This window comes from Nocardioides sp. LHD-245, assembly GCF_030929495.1.
In the GTDB taxonomy this organism is placed as follows: Bacteria; Actinomycetota; Actinomycetes; order Propionibacteriales; family Nocardioidaceae; genus Nocardioides.
Map to the genome: position 1 here is coordinate 99,387 of NZ_JAVFWN010000003.1, position 18,047 is coordinate 117,433.

An 18,047-nucleotide genomic window follows, 5' to 3' on the forward strand; every position below is an offset into this window, starting at 1 on the left:
ACGAGAGTGAGCACCATGAGCACGACGACTGCCGTCTCGTCCACCGCGCTGCGCGCCGCCCGCGACGGCCTGCTGTCCCGCCGCACGTCGTACGCCGCGGCGGTGGCGGACTTCGCCTGGCCGGACGTCGGTCCCACCTTCAACTTCGTGCACGACTGGTTCGACGGCTTCGCGCGCGAGAACGACCGGCCGGGCCTGGTCATCGTGGAGGAGGACGGCAGCCGGGCGGCGTACTCCTTCGGCGAGCTGGTCACCCGCTCCGAGCAGGTCGCCGCGCACCTCGCCGCGCAGGGGGTCGGCCGCGGCGACAGCGTCGTCGTGATGCTCGGCAACCAGGTCGAGCTGTGGGAGTCGATGCTGGCGCTCATCCGGCTGGGCGCGGTGATCATGCCGACCACGACCGCGGTGGGGCCCGCCGAGCTGGTCGACCGGCTCGGCCGCGGCGCCGCGCGGGCGGTCGTCTGCAACGCCGCTGACGCCGCGAAGTTCGACGAGGTGCCGGGCGACTACGCGCGCCTCGCCGTGGGGAAGGCGCCGGCGGGCTGGCAGGCCTACGGGGCGGCGTACGACACCCCGGCGGCGCCGCTGCCACACCCTGGCAACGCGAGCGGCGACCGGCTGCTCCTCTACTTCACGTCCGGGACGACCTCGCGTCCCAAGCTCGTCGAGCACACCCACGTGTCCTACCCGGTCGGCCACCTGTCGACGATGTACTGGCTCGGCCTGCAGCCGGGCGACGTGCACCTCAACATCTCCAGCCCCGGGTGGGCGAAGCACGCCTGGTCCAACTTCTTCGCGCCGTGGCTCGCGGAGGCGACCGTGTTCGTCTACAACTACGCCCGCTTCGACCCCGCCGCGCTGCTCGACCGGCTGCGGGCGGAAGGGGTGACCACCTTCTGCGCGCCGCCGACGGTGTGGCGGATGCTGATCAACGCCGACCTGTCCGGCGGCCCCGGGGCGCTGCGGGAGGCGATCGCCGCGGGCGAGCCGCTCAACCCCGAGGTGATCAGCCAGGTCGAGCGGCGCTGGGGCCTGACCATCCGCGACGGCTTCGGCCAGACCGAGATGACCGCGGCGATCGCGAACACCCCGGGCCAGCCGGTGAGGTCCGGCTCGATGGGTCGCCCGCTGCCCGGCGTACCGGTGGTACTCGTCGACCCGCTGACCGGCGCCGTCGTCGACGGCGTGGGGGAGGGCGAGATCTGCCTGGACCTGCATGGCAGCCCGGCCGGCGCGCCGCTGACGCTGATGACCGGCTACCAGGGTGACCCCGAGAAGAACGCCGACGCCATGGCCGGAGGCCGCTACCACACCGGCGACGTCGCGGCCCGGGACGAGGACGGCTACATCACCTACGTCGGCCGCACCGACGACGTCTTCAAGGCCTCCGACTACAAGATCAGCCCGTTCGAGCTGGAATCGGTGCTCATCGAGCACCCCGCGGTCGCCGAGGCGGCGGTCGTCCCGGCGCCCGACCCGGTGCGGCTGGCCGTGCCCAAGGCGTACGTCGCGCTGGTGCCGGGCGCCGAGGCGTCGGCGGCGACCGCGGAGTCGATCCTGAGGTACGCCCGCGAGCACCTCGCGCCCTTCCTGCGGGTGCGCCGCCTGGAGTTCTACGAGCTGCCCAAGACCATCTCCGGCAAGATCCGCCGGGTCGAGCTGCGCCAGCGCGAGACCGAGGTCGAGGGGGCACGCCCGGCCGGGGAGTTCCGTGACGAGGACTTCCCCGGGCTGAAGGGCTGATCCGGCTGGCGTCGTACCGGACATCCGGGTCGTGATCCCGGTGGATTCACGACCCGGATGTCCGGTACGACCGGGGACCTCAGCCGTAGGTGTAGAACCCGCGGCCGGTCTTGCGACCGAGCAGCCCGGCCTCGACCATGCGGGCGAGCAGCGGCGGGGCGGCGTACAGGGGCTCCTTGAACTCCTCGTAGAGCGACTCGGCGACGGCCTTGACCGTGTCGAGGCCGATCAGGTCGGCGAGGGCGAGCGGGCCCTGCGGGTGGGCGGCGCCGAGGACCAGGCCGTGGTCGATGTCCTCGGCGGAGGCGAAGCCGGACTCGAACATCCGGATGGCGGAGAGGATGAACGGGATCAGCAGGGCGTTGACGACGAAGCCCGCGCGGTCCTGGCAGTCGATGGCGGTCTTGCCCAGGTCGTCCTGCACGAAGGCGCGGGCCCGCTCGGTGGTGGCCTCGTCGGTCATCAGCGACGGGACGAGCTCGACCAGCTTGAGCACGGGGACCGGGTTGAAGAAGTGGACGCCGAGCACATGGCTCGGCCGCTTCGTGGCGACGGCGAGCTTCATGATCGGGATCGACGACGTGTTGGAGGCGAGGATCGCGTCGGGGCTGGTGACGATCTCGTCGAGGCGGCGGAACAGGTCGGTCTTGGCCTGCTCGTCCTCGACGATGGCCTCGATGACGATGTCGCGGTCGGCGAGCTCGGCGAGGTCCTCGACGACGCGGACGTTCGCGAGGACGGCGTCCGCGGACTCGATCTTGCCGCGGCTCTCGGCGCGCTTGAGCGAGCTCTCGAGACGCTGGCGGGCGGCCTCGGCGGCGGCGGGGGAGGACTCGACGACGATCACGTCCTTGCCGGCGCGAGCGTTGACCTCCGCGATGCCCGACCCCATCAGGCCGCCGCCGACCACTCCCACACGCGCGATGCTCGTCATCAGGTTCCCCTCGTTCGTCGGCCGCGTGCCGGTCGCCGGGCCGTTGCTAGGACGTCCTAGCAAACGTACGGGTGACCGGCGAGTAGTGCCAGCCGGGGTCTCGTCGCGGCGGGACTCGGTCCCGTCAGTCGAGGGCGTCGGTCACGGCGGCGACGATCGCCTCGGACGTCCGCTCGACCATGGTGAGCACGGTGCGGAACCCGGCGTCTCCACCGTAGTAGGGGTCCGGCACCTCACCGCCCGGCTCCTCCGGGTCGAAGTCGCGGAACAGGCGGACCCGCGCCGGGTCGGACTCGCCGAGGGAGCGCAGGTCGCGCAGGTTGTCGCGGTCCATCGCGAGCACCAGGTCCTGCTCGTCCAGCCAGGACGCGAGCACCTGCTGCGCGCGATGCCGGCTGGCGTCGTACCCCTCGGCGCCCAGGAGCGCCGCCGCCCGGCCGTCCATGGGGTCGCCGGCGTGCCAGTCGCCGGTGCCGGCGCTGACCACCGCCACCCGGTCGTCGAGTCCGGCGTCGGTGACACGGGCGGTCAGGACGACGTCGGCCATCGGCGAGCGGCAGATGTTGCCGAGACACACGAGCGCGATCCGGTACTGCCCCGGCGTGCGGGGCGGGGGAGCGGCGAGCATCGGCTCAACCATGGACTCGGGCTCAGTCGTCGACGCCGACGATGGCGTCGAGGAACCACGTCGTGATGCTGATGATGATCGAGCCCCAGACCGCCGGCCAGAAGCCCTCGACGTGGAAGCCGATGTCGACGGCGTCGGCCAGCCAGGCGGTCAACCGCAGCAGGAGGGCGTTGAGGACGATGAGGAACAGGCCCAGCGTCACGAGGATGAACGGGATCGACAGCAGGGTCAGCAGCGGCTTGACGAAGGCGGTCACCACGCACGAGATGAGCGCGACCCCGACGAGCGGCAGCCACTTGTCGTCGAACTCGGCGCGGCCCGAGGTCGCGCCCTCGAACCAGATGCCGTCGATCAGCTGCGCGGCGACGGCGAGGGCCGCGGCGGTGATCGCCCAACGGGACAGGAAGGCCAGCATGCGGCCAGTGTTGCAGAGGCCCCACCGGTCCCGCGAGGACCCGGCCGCGCCGATGCGGCCGGGCCGCTACTCCAGTCCGAGCGCCTCGATGATCTCGACCTGGGCGTCGTCGATGTGCGCGCGCAGGAACGCGTGAGCGCCAAGGGGGCCCTCGATCCGGTCCGCCTCGAGCAGCTCGACCAGGCCCTCGTGGGACTCCGCCTCGTCGTGGGCGTTGCGGTGCATCCGCTCCACCTGTGCGAGCGCCAGCTTGAGCTCGTCCATCAGGGTCTCGGCCATCTGCACCAGCCGGGCGCTGCCCGTCAGCGCCACCAGAGAGACGTGGAAGGCGAGATGTCGCTCGTTGAGCTGCTCGTAGGACGCCTCCCCGTCGCGGACCGCCGCGGTGTAGGCGTCGAGGGTGGTGCGCACCCGTGCCCGTCGTACGGCGTCCGCGGTGGGCCACGCCTGCACCCCGGCGCCCTCGAGCACCCAGCGTGCGCGGCACACGTCGCGGACCGATTCGGCGCGCGGTGTGGCGACCATGACCCCACGGTGCGGCTCGCGGGTCGCCAGGCCCTCGGCGACCAGCACCGTGAGCGCCTCGCGGACCGTCGGCCGGGACACGCCGAGGGACTCGGCGAGGGCGACCTCGCGCAGCGGCGTCCCGCTCTCCAGCTCGCCCTCGAACACCGCCCGCCGCACCTCCGCGGCGACCCGGGTGACCGTCGAGGCGTGCTCGACGCTCAGCGGGGTGAAGACTCCGGCCATGACCCCATTGTGCAAGCACCGGGCCCCGTAGGCTGACCCCGTGCCTCCCGAGCTCCCGACCGACGGCCCGTCCCTCGAGGTGGGCGGGGGCCGGAGTCTGCGCGCCGTGATCGCCGTGGGCGGGGTGCTCCTGGTGGTGGCGATCGTCGCCGCCGCGGCCTTCCTGCTGGCCGGGCGCGACGGGGACGACGACGGCGGCCGGGTCGGCCAGGACACCAGCAGCACGGTGCCCGAGGCCCCGGCGTCGGGGTCGACCCTCGACCTGCCCACGATCGACGCCTCCGACTTCCCGAGCGACCTGCCGACGACCGTGCCCACGATGCCGTCGAGCAGGCTGCCGAGCCTGCCCGCGCCACCGGCCGACAAGCCGACCAGGGTTCCGACCGGCTACCCCACGGGTATGCCCTCCGAGATCCCGGACTTCCCCACCGACCCCGCTGACATGGACTCCTGGTTCTCCGACTACCTCGAGCAGATGGGCCCCTGATGAGCCAGCCCCCGCCGCCGTACGGCGCCCCGCCGCCCCCGCCCCCGGCCGGACCCCCGACCGGTCCGCCCCCGAGCGGTCCGCCGAGCGGTCCGCCGAGTGGCCCGCCGAGCGGTCCCTTCGGCGGTCCGCCGCCGTTGCCGCCGCCCGGCGGTCCCGGCGCTCCGGAGCGCGGCTCGGGCAAGGGGCTGTGGATCGTGCTCGCCGTCGTCGGCGCGGTCCTCCTCGTCGGCGTGATCGTCGGCCTGATCGTGGTCCTGTCCGACGACGATGACGGCGATGGTGACGGCCGGGGCGACGACAGCTCCGCCGGTGGACCGGAGGACGTCGTCGAGGACCTCGTCGACGCCGCCGAGGACGGCGACTGCGCGGCGGCGGAGCGCCTGCTCACCGAGCAGGCGAAGGCCGCGGACCCGTGCCGCTCCGAGGCCTTCGAGCTGCTCGCCACCGAGGACGTCGAGTCCGAGGTCCACGAGGCCAGCATCGACGGCTCGACCGCCAGTGTGCAGGCGGACTTCAGCAGCCCGGCCGGCAGCGCGACGTACACCTTCCTGCTCGAGGAGGTCGACGGGACCTGGCTGGTGTCGTCCTATGCGCCCGCCCGGACGACGGGCTCCGAGGACCCGGACGCCGGCTCCACGGATGGTCCCGGCGGCGGGGTCAGCCTCCCGCCCACCTCGGGCGCGAGCCCGTCGGCCGGCGGCTCCAGCACGGCCGACGCCGTCCCCGACGAGCCGGGCGCGGTCGTCCAGGCGTTCTTCGACGCCGCCTTCGCCGGGGACTGCGCGACCGCCGAGGACCTCGTGACGTCGGCGTACCTCAGCAAGGGCGGCCAGTGCAGCGCCGACCAGATCCCGACCGGCCTGGGCGACCTCGTCACCTACGAGGTCGGCCCGGCCCAGGTCGACGAGGCCGCGGGCACCGCGACGGTGCAGGTCGAGGTCTCCGTCCAGGGCACCAGCCAGGACTTCCGGATCGACCTGGCCCGCGAGGACGGTCGTTGGAAGATCGACAAGGCCGGCTGACCGGCGCTCGTCCGGCATCCTGACCGCGTGCGCTCCCTCATCGCCACGGTGGCCGTCCTGCTCGCCACCCTCCTCGCGCCCCTGGCCATCGCGGGCACCTGGCTGACCGCCCGCATCGACGACCGGGACGAGTACGTCGACACGGTGGCCGGCCTCGCCGACGACCCGACCGTGCGCCGGGTCCTGGCCGACGCCGCCGCGGACGGCGCGATCGAGGCGCTCCAGCAGTACTCCCCGGTCGGGCTGCCCGCCGCGGCGCGGGACTGGGCCCGGGCCGCCGCCACCGTGGTCGTCGAGAGTCCCGAGTTCCCGTCGTTCTGGCGCACGGCCAACGCTGACCTCCACGACCAGGTGCTCACGATCCTGGAGGACCCCGACGCCCCGGCCGACGGCTCGGTCACCGTCGACGCGAGCCTGCTCCTCGCCCAGGTCCTCCTGCAGCTCCAGGACCGGGGGATCCCGGTCGGGCTGCTGCCCGACATCCCGCTCCAGGTGCCCGTGGAGCGGGAGGCGAAGGTCGCGGAGGCCGGCCCGGCGTACCGGACCCTCGCCGGCGTCGCCCGGGTCCTGCCGTTCGCGTGGCTGGGCCTGGTCGCGCTCGCGCTGCTGGCCGCCCGCGGCTGGCGGGGCCGGTGCCGGGCGGTCGGCGTCGCCCTGCTGGGCGTGGGCCTGGCGGCCGTGGCGCTGCAACTGGCCGCCGAGCCGCTCGCGTCCGCCGCGCTGGACCGGGTCGAGGTGGAGCGCCGCGAGCTCGCCGGCGTCCTGCTCGACACCGTCGTCGGCTCGCTCGAGCCCTACGCGCGCGGCTTCCTGCCGGCGGCCCCGGCCGGCCTGGTCCTCGTGGTCCTCTCGCTGTGGTCGCGTCGTCGCGACGAATCGCCGTACGAGACCAGCCATGGACGCTGACGCCTGACGGCTCCGTCCAGAGTCCTCCCAGCTACAGCTCACGACCTATCGGCTGCCGCTGGCTACCTCGCTGGTTCCGGTTGTGGGCGGCCACCGAGATGCGTAGCGCCGAATGTCTCGTCGTGGCCGGGCTCGAACCAGAGGCCGCCGACGCCGGTCCGGTACGACGTGCCGGCCGCGACAAGTGGGGTTCCGTCCGGGGCGCGGAGCTCGATGTAGATGCCCTCGTAGTCCAGGGGACTGCCTGCCAACGCATCGCGAAGGTTGTCCATGGTCCAGCCCGGGGCCTTGTCGGCACCACGAGTGCGGAGGATGACGATCGGTGCCGGACCGAGCGGTCGCAGCACGTCCACGGCAATGACCTCGAGGCCGAACTTCCGCGCCTGGTCGGTCAATGAACTCTCGATGGCCTCGTCTGAGCGGCGGTCGGCCTGAGCAGCGAACACTTGGCCCGTCGCCACGAAGCCGTGGCCGCCGTCGAGATCGAGCGTCTCCAGTGGAAGGTCTGCCTTGATCTTGGTGTCGCCCAGGACTTCGGCGTAGGAGGTTTCGTTGGTCCGCCGAAGCTCGGCGAGGGCGCCGAGCGCCAGTTCGGCCGTCCACGTCGTCCTGACGTCGTTGGGACCTTCCAGGGATGGCGTCGTGACGTGGACTTCTAGCGGACCGTCCGGGCGGTCGGTGAAGGACACTCGCTTCCCGAGGCCGGCGACGACGCTCTCGATCGCGTCGTCCTGTGGGATGGATGCGCCCCGTCGCCGAAGAGGCGCTCCGGAGTAGTTCATCGGCACATCGCCCGGTTGGACCTGCTGCCTCGCCGACGGGTCGTAGCGGTCATCATCGTTGGCAGCGGAGACCACGCCGACGGCTGATGCTGCGCCGATCACGAGGCCCGTGCTGATCATGAGCCAGGATCTACGCCTCCTAGCGCTGAACATAGAAACCTCCGTCGGTAGCAGGTGTGCTGATAGTCGGCCAGCAGTCGGAGGCATTGCGGAACACGCCGCTCTTTGCCACCTTCCACGCCCCGCCGGCGCCCAGCTTGTCCCAGTAGTCGAAGATGCCAACCGCTGCCCCCGTCGGGCAGGAATTCGTTGCCTCTCCCCACGCCGTCGCAACAGTTTTGACACCGAGTGTGAACCCGCTCTGATCCAGATCTGCTCCGGCGACAGTTCCCCTCATGGTAGTCGAGCTGAGGTTCGGATAGCGCTGGATCGTGCTAATCATGCCTTGGCCGTTGTTGAAGGTGACGCCCTGCACGCAGTAGTAGCTACTCCCGGTGAATCGCTCAATGACCAGGTGGTCGTTGTGACAGGTGCCATCAATGGTGGCCCCGTCACATCGAAGCTGTCCCGCTTCGACGTGCTTGCCCGGTGACCATTTTGAGACGAGGTGCGAATAGACCACGCAACCTCCCGAGGGTACGTGGAACGATTGACCGATGATGGCGATCTTTGAGCCGTTGACGGCGTCAGAGTTGGTTTCGCGTCCATTTTGACTCAGCGCCCACGCGCTGACGGCGAGCGATCCGATCGCGAATCCGAGGGCAAGTAAGAGGAATCTCCGTGCAGCAATAAGGACTCGTTGCATATCTAGTTACTCCGGGTGCTCGGCCCGGCGAACGGCGCGTTGTCTTTGCGGCCCCACCAGCGGTGTCTTGATACGTCTCATCTCACTACCTGTCCGTCTGTTCTGTGATGGCGTCGATCGCCGCTCGAATACTGAGACACGTCGGGCCCGCAGAAGGTTGCATCCCCGCACCTCTTTCTCGCCCGGCCTCTCGCCCCAGGCACGGACTCGCTGGAGCATTGGTCCTTCATGACTGTGGCGGCGACCACGTTTGTCAACGCGACGCCAGCCGAATGATGGTCGCGCAGGCGACCGGTGGGAAGGCTGGCGCTGCTGGGCTTCGGCTCTCCTGGTGGTGCCGTCGTGGGTACAGGTCACCGGAAATGTCTCCTGGGCGTCACGCCCGGCGTCGTACGACGTTGACAGACCAGTTGCCGTTCATGGGGACGAGTATCGTGGTGATCGCAGATGTGCTCCGGATCACCCGTCACGCCACCCCTGTGACGGTCCCGGACCCACGGACCAACCCCCCGACCCGTGCCGCGGCGATCCCGCGGACGGCTGCAAGGAGTGGCGATATGACCGACCCCGTCTTCGGACCGGCTCCCGAGCAGGCACCCGAGCCCGAGCTCGTCCAGCTCCTGACGCCCGAGGGCGAGCGGGTCCACCACCCCGGCTTCGACACCGACTTCACCGCCGACGAGCTGCGCGGCTTCTACCGTGACATGACGCTCGTGCGCCGCCTCGACGTCGAGGCGACCGCGCTGCAGCGGCACGGCGAGCTCGGCCTGTGGGCCCAGCTGCTCGGCCAGGAGGCGGCCCAGATCGGCGCCGGCCGCGCGCTGGCGCCGCAGGACTTCGTCTTCCCGACCTACCGCGAGCACGGCGTCGCCTGGTGCCGCGGCGTCGACCCGGTCCGGCTGCTCGCCCTGTTCCGCGGCGTCGACCAAGGCGACTGGGACCCCGCCGAGCACAACTTCGGCCTCTACACGATCGTCATCGGCGCCCAGACGCTGCACGCCACCGGCTACGCGATGGGCGTCCAGCGCGACGGCCTGGTCGGCACCGGCGACCCCGAGCGCGACACCGCCGTCGTCGCGCACTTCGGTGACGGCGCGTCGTCCCAGGGCGACGTCAACGAGGCGTTCGTCTTCGCGGCCTCCTTCAACGCACCGGTCGTCTTCTTCTGCCAGAACAACCAGTGGGCGATCTCCGAGCCGTTCGAGCGGCAGTCCCGGATCCCGCTCTACCGCCGCTCCCAGGGCTTCGGCTTCCCCGGCATCCGCGTCGACGGCAACGACGTGCTGGCGACGTACGCCGTCACGAGGGCCGCGCTGCAGCGGGCCCGCGACGGGCAGGGACCGATCCTGATCGAGGCCTACACCTACCGGATGGGCGCCCACACCACGACCGACGACCCCACCCGCTACCGGCTCAGCGACGACGTCGAGCACTGGAAGCTCAAGGACCCCATCGCCCGGCTCGAGGTCTACCTGCGGCGCAACGGCCTGGCCGACGACGCCTTCCTGGCGGAGGTCGCGGCCGAGGCCGACGCCCTCGGCGAGCGGATGCGGCGCGAGTGCCACGCCCTGCCCGACCCCTCGACCCACGACCTGTGGGACTTCGTCCACGCGGAGAAGACGGCCGAGCTGGCGGCCCAGCAGGCGGAGTACGACGCCCACGCCGCCTCGTTCGAGGAGGTCCGCTGATGGCCACCATGACCCTCGCCAAGGCGCTCAACGCCGGTCTGCGCTCGGCCATGGAGGACGACGACAAGGTCATCGTGATGGGCGAGGACGTCGGCGCGCTCGGCGGCGTCTTCCGGATCACCGACGGCCTGCAGAAGGACTTCGGCGACGACCGGGTGATCGACACCCCGCTGGCCGAGTCCGGCATCGTCGGCACCGCCGTCGGCCTGGCGATGCGCGGCTACCGGCCGGTCGTCGAGATCCAGTTCGACGGCTTCGTCTACCCGGCCTACGACCAGATCGTGTGCCAGGTCGCCAAGATCCACTACCGCAGCCGGGGCAAGGTGCGGATCCCGATGGTGATCCGGATCCCGTTCGGTGGCGGCATCGGCGCCGTCGAGCACCACAGCGAGTCGCCCGAGGCGCAGTTCGTGCACACGCCCGGCCTCAAGGTCGTCGCGTGCTCGAACCCCGCCGACGCCTACGCGATGATCCAGCAGGCGATCCACAGCGACGACCCCGTCGTGTTCCTGGAGCCGAAGCGGCTCTACCACTCCACCAAGGCCGAGGTCGACGAGAGCGCCCCGCCGGCGCCGTTGTGGCAGTCGCGCGTGGTCCGCCCGGGCGCGGACGCGACGCTCGTCGCCTACGGCCCGACGGTCTCCACCTGTCTGGACGCGGCCACCGTCGCCGCCGAGGAGGGCCGCTCGCTGGAGGTCATCGACCTGCGCACCCTCTCGCCGCTCGATCTGGTCCCCGTGGTCGAGTCGGTCCGTCGTACCGGACGGCTGGTGGTGGTGCACGAGGCGCACGTGACCCTCGGCCTCGGCGCCGAGATCGCCGCCCGGGTCACCGAGGAGTGCTTCCACTCGCTCGAGGCCCCGGTGCTGCGCGTCGGCGGCTTCGACACGCCCTACCCACCCGCCCGGATCGAGGAGGACTTCCTGCCCGACCTCGACCGGATCCTCGATGCCGTCGACCGGACCTTCGGGTTCTGAGGAGCTGTCATGACCGCCCGAGAGTTCAAGCTCCCCGACGTCGGCGAAGGCCTCACCGAGGCCGACATCGTCGCCTGGCGGGTCAAGGAGGGCGACGTCGTCGCGATCAACGACGTCGTGGTCGAGATCGAGACCGCCAAGTCCGTCGTCGAGCTGCCCTCGCCGTACGCCGGGCAGGTGCTGGCGCTGCTGGCGGCGGAGGGCGACACCGTCGAGGTCGGCACCCCGATCATCCGGATCGGTGAGCCGGGTGCGGCGCCGGTCGCCGGGGCCGAGCCGCCCGCGGCGGCGACGGAGGTGCCGGCGGCGACGGAGGTCATCGACACCAACATCCCGCCGACCGGCAACGCCACGCTGGTCGGCTACGGACCCAAGCAGCGGGCGCTCCAGCGCCGGGCGCGCAAGGGCGACCCGGCCGCTCCTGCCGCGCCGGCCGGCGCGGACGCACCCGCGGGCCGCCCGGTGCGGGCCCTCGCCAAGCCGCTGGTGCGGCGCCTGGCCCGCGACCTCGGGATCGACCTGACGGCGCTGGTGCCGACCGGCCCGAAGGGCACGGTCAGCAAGGAGGACGTGCTGGCCGCCGCCGGTGGCGCCACTCCGGCCGCACCCGTCGCCCGCGTCGCCCCGATGGCCCCGGTCGCGGTCGACCCCGCGGGACGCGAGACCCGCGAGCCGGTCAAGGGAGTACGCAAGAACATGGCCGCCGCCATGGTCGCGTCCGCCTTCACCGCCCCCCACGTGACCGAATGGGTGACCATCGACGCCACCGCGACCGTCGAGCTCGTCGCGCGTCTCAAGGAGCGTCCCGAGTTCGCCGGGGTGAAGGTGAGCCCCCTGCTCGTGGCCGCGCGGGCCTGCCTGCTCGCGATGCGCCGCACCCCGCTGATGAACTCGACCTGGGACGAGGCGGTCCAGGAGGTCGTGGTCAAGCACTACGTCAACCTCGGCATCGCCGCCGCCACCCCACGGGGCCTGGTCGTGCCCAACGTCAAGGACGCGCACGCGCTGTCGCTGGTCGAGCTCGCCCACGCGCTGGAGGCGCTGACCGCGACGGCCCGCGAGGGACGCACCCAGCCGGCCGAGCTCGCCGGCGGCTCCTTCACGATCACCAATGTCGGGGTGTTCGGGGTCGACGGCGGTACGCCGATCATCAACCCCGGCGAGTCCGCGATCCTCTGCCTCGGCGCGATCAAGCCGCAGCCGTGGGTCGTCGGCGACCAGGTCGTGCCGCGCCAGGTGATGACGCTGTCCCTCTCCTTCGACCACCGTCACATCGACGGTGCCACGGGCTCGCGCTTCCTGGCCGACGTCGCCGACCTGATCGGCGATCCCGCGACCGCCCTGCTGTTCTGAGGGTTGAGTCGTCACAGACTCCCGTTGAGTCGTCACAGACTCCCGTTGACCTGACATCTCGGGCGGTTGGTCGATGAGGCCGTGACGACTCAACGCGAGAACGTGACGACTCAACGGGAGGATGTGACGACTCAACGGCTGGGGACGACCGGGGCCGGCCCGCCGGAGGTGTCAGGTGCTCAGCCGCAGGGCTCCTCGCCCTGGGTGAGCAGCTCCCCGGCGAGGGTCGTGGTGATCCGGTAGCAGCTGCCGCTCGAGCGGTTGCCCGCGGAGACCACCACCGCGGCCCGGCCGTCGGTGCGCAGGATGGTCACGCCGAGGATGTCGACCGGCCCGAGGGCCGCGTCCCGTGCGGTGTTCACGTGCCGGAACATCGCGTCGACGTCGACCTCGGCGAGGGCGATCAGACCGGGCTCGAGCGGTGCGCTCGGTGTCCGGGCACCGTCGTCGAGGAAGGTGCCGTCCCGTAGGAACCAGCGGCGGATCTTGCCGTCCGCCCGGGAGGGCCGGTAGATCACGGCCTGATGATCGGTGAAGCCGAAGGCCAGCGCGCGGGGCTGTCGGCCGAACTCCTCCTGGTAGAGGGCGGCGAAGTCGCGCACGCCGTCGGGCGTGAAGGAGTAGGCAGGCTCGTCGGCGGGTGCCACGTCGTCGGCCGGCGGCTCCGGCTCGGGCACGCGGGGCTCGTCGGCCGGCTCGGGTGCCGGCGCGGGGACGACCGGAGCCGTCGTGGCGGCCGGCTCGGGCTCGTCGTGATCGAGGGCGGTGTAGGCCACCCCTCCCGTGACCACCAGTGCGATCACGGCCCCGGCGACGGCGAGGCGCGACCTCGTCAGGCGTTCCTCCCTGGCGGGGCCGCGCCGGAGATCGTCGGTGAGACTGGTGAGGTCCTCCCTGGTCTCCGCGCGCAGGGCGAGCTCACCTCGCCTCTCCCACTCGGAGCGGGAGAGGCGGCCCTCGCCGTACGCCGACTCCAGGAGGCTCAGTGCCTCCATCCGGTCGTCCTCGCTCGCCCACCTGCCGTGCTCGCCCACGGCTCGACGCTACCCAGACGCCGGCCGCCCGCCGGGCCGGGGGCTGGGGATGACCGTTCGCCCGCCGTACCGGGAGCCGGTAGAACGGGGGGATGCCGCCTCCGCCGCGCCCGGGTACGACGGCACCCGGCGACCAGCTCGGGCCCTACCGCATCGTGCGCCGGCTCGGTCGGGGCGGGATGGGGACGGTCTACGAGGCCGTCGACACGGTGCTCGAGCGGCGGGTGGCGCTCAAGCTGATCGTCCCGGAGCTCGCGGACGACCCGGACTTCCGGGCGCGGTTCGTGCGCGAGGCGCGGGCGCAGGCGTCGCTGGACTCGCCGCACGTGGTGCCGGTCTTCGCGCACGGCGAGATCGACGGCCGGCTCTACCTCGTCAGCCAGCTGGTCCCCGACGGCGACCTCGGCGCCGCGCTGCGCGCACACGGCCCGTTGCCGCCCGGCGAGGCGGCCGACCTGGTCGCGCAGGTCGCCGACGGGCTCGCCGAGGCGCACCGGGCCGGGCTGGCGCACCGCGACGTCAAGCCGGCCAACGTCCTGCTGCGCCGCCGCGGCACCCACACCGTCGCCTACCTCGCCGACTTCGGGATCGCGGGTCGCGCGGGCGGCGACCCGGACCGCGGCGTGGCGGGCGATCTGGAGGCGCTGGGCCGGCTGCTCGGCGCGTGCCTGACCGGCCGCGCGCCGTACGACGGCCGGCCGGTGGGGCGCCTCCCGCGCGGCCTCGCGCGGGTGCTCCGCGACGCCCTCGCCGGCGACTACCCCTCCGCCGCCGCGTTGCGCGACGACCTGCGGAGTAGCGTCCCGGCCCGACCCGGACGCCGCCCGGCCCGCCGGTCCCGGCGGCCCCGGCGGCCCCGGCGGATCGCCCAGCCGGCGCTGGCGGCCGCGATCACGGCCGTCCTCGTCGGATCGGTCACGGTGCTGACCCGGGACGACTCCCCGGCTCGGCGCCGGCCGGAGGTCGCGGCTCTCGCCCACGCCCTCGAACGCGACGCCGCGCTCGACCCCGCGGTGGCCGGGTGCACCGCCCGCGCGCTCGCTGCCGGCCACGGCGTGCGCCGCCTCGACGAGCTGCCACGCGACGCGGTCCTCACCGCGGCCGCCCGGTGCCTGTGGCCCTCCCCGCCGCCCGCCCGCTGACCCGGTCAGTCGCGCGGCGGCGTGGCCCGGTCCAGCAGCCAGTCGTCGAAGAAGGCGGACAGCTCCTCGCCGGTGGTGTCCTCGATCCAGTCGAGGTACTCGGTGCGGTCGGCGGTGTCGTTGGCCTGGGCGGCCGGCCACTCCCGGAGCACCTCGAAGAACCTCTTCTCGCCGACCCGCTCGCGCAGCTCCTGCCACATCAGGGCCGGGCCGTAGTAGATGTTGCCGTCGCCGAACTGGGCCGGGTCGAAGGCGCCGGGCGGGCCCGCCGCCGCCCGCAGGCCGGACTCGAAGGCGGCCCAGTCGTCCATCTTCCGGGCGATCGGGATGCCCTCCTGCTCGGCCTCCCACATGCCCTGGAGATACATCGCCATGCCCTCGTTCATCCACACGTCCGACCAGTCCGCGGGGGTCACCGTGTCGCCGTACCAGTGGTGCGCGGCCTCGTGCACGAGGACCGCCGCCGAGAGGCTGTACGGCGAGTCGCCCAGCGTCACCATGGTCTGCGTCTCCATGCCGCTGTCGTTGTCGACGACGAGCACGCCGAAGCTGTCGAACGGGTACGGGCCCAGGATCCGCTCGAGCCAGTCGATCGCCTCCGGCGCGAACGAGGTGTCGCCCGGCAGGGCCTCCCCGTCGGCATCGGTCCAGACCTGGATCGGCACGCCGCTCGCCGACTCCAGCTCCGTGTGCTGGAAGTCGCCGAACGCCACCGTCACGAGGTACGCCGACGCCGGCTCCGCGAGGTGCCAGGTGTTCACGCTCCGCCCACCCTCGGTGGTCGAGGAGGTGAGGACGCCGTTGGCGACGCCGGCCCACGGAGCCGGGACGGTGAGCGTGAAGTCGTAGAGCGCCTTGTCGGACGGGTGGTCGTTGGCGGCGTACCAGGTGAAGGCGCCGTAGGGCTCCTGCAGGGTCCAGGTCTCGTGCTCGTCGGTGATGCTCCAGCCCACGCCCTGTGCGAAGTCGCTGCGCGCGCTGGGCGCGGGGGCACTCGCCGGGGTGCCGGCGTACTCCAGCACCAGCTCGTACTGCCGCTCGGCGGTGATCGGGTGCGCGACGGTGAGGTCGTTGCCCGCGACGGCGAGCTCGACGGGCGCACCGTCGACCGTGGCGCTGCTGATCGCGAGCTGCTCGTTGAAGTCGAGCGGGATCCGCTCCGCGTCGGCCGTGGCCCGGAAGGTCAGCGTCTCGGTCGCGGTGAGCCGGTCCGTGTCGGGCGCCCAGGCGAGGTCGAGGTCGTAGTGCAGGGCGTCGACGAGCGGGTCGCCGATCTCGGGGTAGACCGAGTCGGCACGGGTGTCGTTGTGCGCGATCGCCAGATCGCCGGGCGGTGCCGCGTTGTCAGGGGAGCTGGTCGGCACCGGGGACGTCGTCGCGCCCGGTCCGGTGGGCTGCCAGGACAGGCCGCCGCACGCGGCGAGCAGCAGGCAGCCGGCGGCCGCGGCCAGGAGGCCGCCGGTGCGCGCGCCGCGTCTCATGGACGCATCATGGCAGTGGTGGGTCGCAGAGAGGACGGACCACGTCCCTCACCCCGGCCCGCACGTCGACCTGGCGTCCGGAGACGTGACTACTTGGTCGTCAGGGGGCCCGAGGCGTCATGCTCAAGTCCGACACCTTCCAGGTCGAATCTTCTCGCACCAGTTCGATCTCAACGTCCGATATTCCTGTCGGTGAGTAGACCTGAAGCTGCCCGCTCCCGATGCCGACGCCCGACGACCACAGCAACACTGAGCCCGTCAGTTGGGCCGAGTTCTCGCCGAACTCGACCGTCACCACCTTCAAGTCCTTGCCCCCGCTCGCAAGGATGTAGCTGATCGCCTCATCTCCTTCAAGGAGTGAGTTGTTGATGGGGTCGGCGGCTACCTTGACAAGTCGAGGAATGATCCCCGGCAGGTACGCAACCCATTCGTCGTTCCTGGCGAGTGCTTCCGCCTTGGCTCTTCCGGCGAGGAATCGCTCGACATCATGGCGTGCTGTGGCCAAGCCGGCCTGATAGTCGGCGGGGAGGCTGAGGTACTCGCGGCGGTGGGCTCCAGCGTCGCTCATCTCGACGAGAAAGGGGTCGACCAAACCTGATCGAGGATCCACCGAGATGGCATTCTGCGCGGTATTGATGCCGCGCAGGGCTGCATCGATGACTGCCGCGCGATCAGCGTCGGCTTCGGGGCGTCCGCTCGTGTCCCCGCCCATGATCCCGCCCATGATCCCGCTCATGCTCGCGACGACGGTCGCCACCGCGGCGACGAGGAGCGACGCGACCGCGACGGTCCGATGACTCTTGTTCATTGCTACGCCCCGCTCGGGATTCGGACGAGATAGTAGAAGGTGGTGGTTCTGTTGGCATTGTACGGCCACAGATGCCAGATCGCCTTCTGGCGGTCGGAGGTGTGACCGTTCACGCGGTCGCCTGTAAATGGAGAATGGGGATCTTTGCCTGCTGCGACCCTCACATTGACGTGGTCGATGAGCTGACCGTCCTGATTGCCCCACTCATAGAAGACCAGATCCCCCTTCGAGCCGCTCACGTAGGCAGGAGGCCTCGAGGATGAGCTTGCGATGTAGGTCGAATCGGCCCCTAGTTTCTGGGTGACGAAGGAGTACAACCTGCGTGCGATGCTCCAGCTCTGTGTCCAGCCGTTCACGCTCGCCGCCCACTTGTCCGGAAGATTGTTCGAGCCCAGCAACGGCCCGCTCGGCCAGCGCATCTCGATGCCGCCCGCCCAGAGGACCTGGCTGGCAAAATTGGCGCAATCATTTTCGAACCCTTGAGGGAAAGCTGGGTGGCGTGTGTTCCAGTAGGTGTTCGCGTAGTCTCGGGCGGCGTCCCGATCATAGTGGTACGAAGGGCGAGGGTTGGGCGTCCATGTGGTGTAAGTGGCCCAGTAGACGGCATTGTCCGCGCCGTAGAGTACGAGATTTCCGTCGTCTTGCATCGCGGCGCGATGCACGGGCCTTCCGTTCGTGCCCGAACTCCACAAGGGAACTCCGTCGCCTCGGTAGACGACGAAGTTCCCGTCACCCTGGAGTACCGCAAAGGATCCAGGGTTGCCGACGGTCCCGCTCGACCACAGTGCAACGGAGCCTGTCCCCGGACCGCTCGAGCCGTAGACCACAAGATTGCCATCGGTCTGCATGACCAGCAGAAGCAGGCCGTTGGGCGATACGAGGTACTGGTCTCCGTGCAGATACTCACCCGCGTACAGATGCGAGGTTCCGGCGCCGGCCACCGCTGGAGGGGCGCCCAGTAGCGAGACTGGCGCTCCAAGAAGGCTTGACGTCATCAGCAGCAACGCCAACCGAACAAAGAAGGCCCGCGCCGAACGCGGCTCCTCGGGCCGGGTCGACGGCCGGTTGCGTGATATCACCGAAGAATAT

At 71.4% G+C, this 18,047-nt stretch carries 18 protein-coding genes; 8 read left to right on the forward strand and 10 right to left on the reverse strand.

Annotated features, from left to right (window positions below; genetic code table 11):
- Window positions 1-15 precede the first annotated feature (15 nt).
- On the forward strand, window positions 16-1,743 hold the full coding sequence (locus tag RB608_RS05515; RefSeq protein ID WP_308086809.1) for an AMP-binding protein: 1,728 nt from the start codon (window positions 16-18) through the stop codon (window positions 1,741-1,743).
- A gap of 79 nt (window positions 1,744-1,822) precedes the next feature.
- Here RB608_RS05515 and RB608_RS05520 read toward each other — a convergent pair whose 3' ends face one another.
- The 4 genes from RB608_RS05520 to RB608_RS05535 form a co-directional block, all read right to left on the reverse strand.
- On the reverse strand, window positions 1,823-2,677 hold the full coding sequence (locus tag RB608_RS05520) for a 3-hydroxybutyryl-CoA dehydrogenase (protein ID WP_308086810.1): 855 nt from the start codon (window positions 2,675-2,677) through the stop codon (window positions 1,823-1,825).
- A 124-nt stretch (window positions 2,678-2,801) separates the two neighbouring features.
- Complete coding sequence (locus tag RB608_RS05525; protein WP_308086811.1) at window positions 2,802-3,317, reverse strand: low molecular weight protein-tyrosine-phosphatase; 516 nt, start codon at window positions 3,315-3,317, stop codon at window positions 2,802-2,804.
- Between the two features lie 10 nt (window positions 3,318-3,327).
- The gene (locus RB608_RS05530; RefSeq protein WP_308086812.1) at window positions 3,328-3,720 is read right to left on the reverse strand and encodes a phage holin family protein; all 393 of its coding nucleotides are present in this window, start codon (window positions 3,718-3,720) and stop codon (window positions 3,328-3,330) included.
- A 66-nt stretch (window positions 3,721-3,786) separates the two neighbouring features.
- Window positions 3,787-4,470 (reverse strand): GntR family transcriptional regulator, encoded by a 684-nt coding sequence (locus tag RB608_RS05535; protein WP_308086813.1) that lies wholly within the window; start codon window positions 4,468-4,470, stop codon window positions 3,787-3,789.
- 40 nt (window positions 4,471-4,510) lie between these two features.
- Here RB608_RS05535 and RB608_RS05540 point away from each other — a divergent pair, with 40 nt between their 5' ends.
- The 3 genes from RB608_RS05540 to RB608_RS05550 are packed head-to-tail and all read left to right on the forward strand — an operon-like array spanning window position 4,511 to window position 6,888.
- Entirely contained in the window at window positions 4,511-4,957 is a 447-nt protein-coding gene (locus RB608_RS05540; protein WP_308086814.1) for a hypothetical protein, read from the forward strand.
- Window positions 4,957-5,982, forward strand: a complete 1,026-nt coding sequence (locus tag RB608_RS05545; protein WP_308086815.1) for a hypothetical protein — start codon at window positions 4,957-4,959, stop codon at window positions 5,980-5,982. Before RB608_RS05540 ends, RB608_RS05545 begins: the two co-directional genes overlap by 1 nt.
- Before the next feature lie 27 nt (window positions 5,983-6,009).
- A complete protein-coding gene (locus tag RB608_RS05550; protein WP_308086816.1) occupies window positions 6,010-6,888 on the forward strand; it encodes a hypothetical protein in 879 nt (292 codons plus the stop codon).
- 62 nt (window positions 6,889-6,950) lie between these two features.
- Here RB608_RS05550 and RB608_RS05555 read toward each other — a convergent pair whose 3' ends face one another.
- Window positions 6,951-7,790, reverse strand: a complete 840-nt coding sequence (locus RB608_RS05555) for a hypothetical protein (protein ID WP_308086817.1) — start codon at window positions 7,788-7,790, stop codon at window positions 6,951-6,953.
- Window positions 7,791-7,809: 19 nt separating this feature from the next.
- Complete coding sequence (locus tag RB608_RS05560; protein WP_308086818.1) at window positions 7,810-8,475, reverse strand: hypothetical protein; 666 nt, start codon at window positions 8,473-8,475, stop codon at window positions 7,810-7,812.
- 557 nt (window positions 8,476-9,032) lie between these two features.
- Between RB608_RS05560 and pdhA the strand changes: the two genes are divergently transcribed.
- Genes pdhA through RB608_RS05575 form a run of 3 tightly spaced genes read left to right on the forward strand, consistent with a single transcriptional unit; the run spans window position 9,033 to window position 12,493 of the window.
- Window positions 9,033-10,163 carry a pyruvate dehydrogenase (acetyl-transferring) E1 component subunit alpha gene (gene pdhA, locus RB608_RS05565; protein ID WP_308086819.1) on the forward strand — a complete coding sequence of 377 codons (1,131 nt, stop codon included), beginning with the start codon at window positions 9,033-9,035 and terminating at the stop codon, window positions 10,161-10,163.
- Window positions 10,163-11,140: an alpha-ketoacid dehydrogenase subunit beta gene (locus tag RB608_RS05570; RefSeq protein ID WP_308086820.1), complete on the forward strand. Its 978-nt coding sequence runs from the start codon at window positions 10,163-10,165 to the stop codon at window positions 11,138-11,140. The genes pdhA and RB608_RS05570 overlap by 1 nt, the downstream gene beginning before the upstream one ends.
- Window positions 11,141-11,149: 9 nt before the next feature.
- Window positions 11,150-12,493 carry a dihydrolipoamide acetyltransferase family protein gene (locus tag RB608_RS05575; protein WP_308086821.1) on the forward strand — a complete coding sequence of 448 codons (1,344 nt, stop codon included), beginning with the start codon at window positions 11,150-11,152 and terminating at the stop codon, window positions 12,491-12,493.
- Window positions 12,494-12,672: 179 nt separating this feature from the next.
- Here RB608_RS05575 and RB608_RS05580 read toward each other — a convergent pair whose 3' ends face one another.
- Window positions 12,673-13,527, reverse strand: a complete 855-nt coding sequence (locus tag RB608_RS05580) for a DUF1707 domain-containing protein (RefSeq protein ID WP_308086822.1) — start codon at window positions 13,525-13,527, stop codon at window positions 12,673-12,675.
- 92 nt (window positions 13,528-13,619) lie between these two features.
- Here RB608_RS05580 and RB608_RS05585 point away from each other — a divergent pair, with 92 nt between their 5' ends.
- Window positions 13,620-14,669 (forward strand): serine/threonine-protein kinase, encoded by a 1,050-nt coding sequence (locus tag RB608_RS05585; protein ID WP_308086823.1) that lies wholly within the window; start codon window positions 13,620-13,622, stop codon window positions 14,667-14,669.
- 5 nt (window positions 14,670-14,674) lie between these two features.
- Here the strand turns inward: RB608_RS05585 and RB608_RS05590 are convergent, their stop codons facing one another.
- The 3 genes from RB608_RS05590 to RB608_RS05600 all read right to left on the reverse strand — a co-directional run bounded on the left by RB608_RS05590 (window position 14,675) and on the right by RB608_RS05600 (window position 17,968).
- Window positions 14,675-16,150 (reverse strand): M1 family metallopeptidase, encoded by a 1,476-nt coding sequence (locus RB608_RS05590; RefSeq protein ID WP_308086824.1) that lies wholly within the window; start codon window positions 16,148-16,150, stop codon window positions 14,675-14,677.
- A gap of 100 nt (window positions 16,151-16,250) precedes the next feature.
- The gene (locus RB608_RS05595; RefSeq protein WP_308086825.1) at window positions 16,251-16,958 is read right to left on the reverse strand and encodes a hypothetical protein; all 708 of its coding nucleotides are present in this window, start codon (window positions 16,956-16,958) and stop codon (window positions 16,251-16,253) included.
- Window positions 16,959-16,960: 2 nt separating this feature from the next.
- On the reverse strand, window positions 16,961-17,968 hold the full coding sequence (locus tag RB608_RS05600) for an amidase domain-containing protein (RefSeq protein ID WP_308086826.1): 1,008 nt from the start codon (window positions 17,966-17,968) through the stop codon (window positions 16,961-16,963).
- Window positions 17,969-18,047 lie beyond the last annotated feature (79 nt).

Excerpts from the sequence above, each read along its gene's own strand:
- RB608_RS05545 (WP_308086815.1), top strand. The coding sequence starts at position 4,957 with ATGAGCCAGCCCCCGCCGCCGTACGGCGCCCCGCCGCCCCCGCCCCCG.
- RB608_RS05595 (WP_308086825.1), bottom strand. The coding sequence starts at position 16,958 with ATGAACAAGAGTCATCGGACCGTCGCGGTCGCGTCGCTCCTCGTCGCC.
- RB608_RS05585 (WP_308086823.1), top strand. The coding sequence starts at position 13,620 with ATGCCGCCTCCGCCGCGCCCGGGTACGACGGCACCCGGCGACCAGCTC.
- RB608_RS05530 (WP_308086812.1), bottom strand. The coding sequence starts at position 3,720 with ATGCTGGCCTTCCTGTCCCGTTGGGCGATCACCGCCGCGGCCCTCGCC.
- RB608_RS05590 (WP_308086824.1), bottom strand. The coding sequence starts at position 16,150 with ATGAGACGCGGCGCGCGCACCGGCGGCCTCCTGGCCGCGGCCGCCGGC.
- RB608_RS05560 (WP_308086818.1), bottom strand. The coding sequence starts at position 8,475 with ATGCAACGAGTCCTTATTGCTGCACGGAGATTCCTCTTACTTGCCCTC.
- RB608_RS05555 (WP_308086817.1), bottom strand. The coding sequence starts at position 7,790 with ATGATCAGCACGGGCCTCGTGATCGGCGCAGCATCAGCCGTCGGCGTG.
- RB608_RS05570 (WP_308086820.1), top strand. The coding sequence starts at position 10,163 with ATGGCCACCATGACCCTCGCCAAGGCGCTCAACGCCGGTCTGCGCTCG.
- RB608_RS05520 (WP_308086810.1), bottom strand. The coding sequence starts at position 2,677 with ATGACGAGCATCGCGCGTGTGGGAGTGGTCGGCGGCGGCCTGATGGGG.
- pdhA (WP_308086819.1), top strand. The coding sequence starts at position 9,033 with ATGACCGACCCCGTCTTCGGACCGGCTCCCGAGCAGGCACCCGAGCCC.
- RB608_RS05525 (WP_308086811.1), bottom strand. The coding sequence starts at position 3,317 with ATGGTTGAGCCGATGCTCGCCGCTCCCCCGCCCCGCACGCCGGGGCAG.
- RB608_RS05515 (WP_308086809.1), top strand. The coding sequence starts at position 16 with ATGAGCACGACGACTGCCGTCTCGTCCACCGCGCTGCGCGCCGCCCGC.
- RB608_RS05535 (WP_308086813.1), bottom strand. The coding sequence starts at position 4,470 with ATGGCCGGAGTCTTCACCCCGCTGAGCGTCGAGCACGCCTCGACGGTC.
- RB608_RS05575 (WP_308086821.1), top strand. The coding sequence starts at position 11,150 with ATGACCGCCCGAGAGTTCAAGCTCCCCGACGTCGGCGAAGGCCTCACC.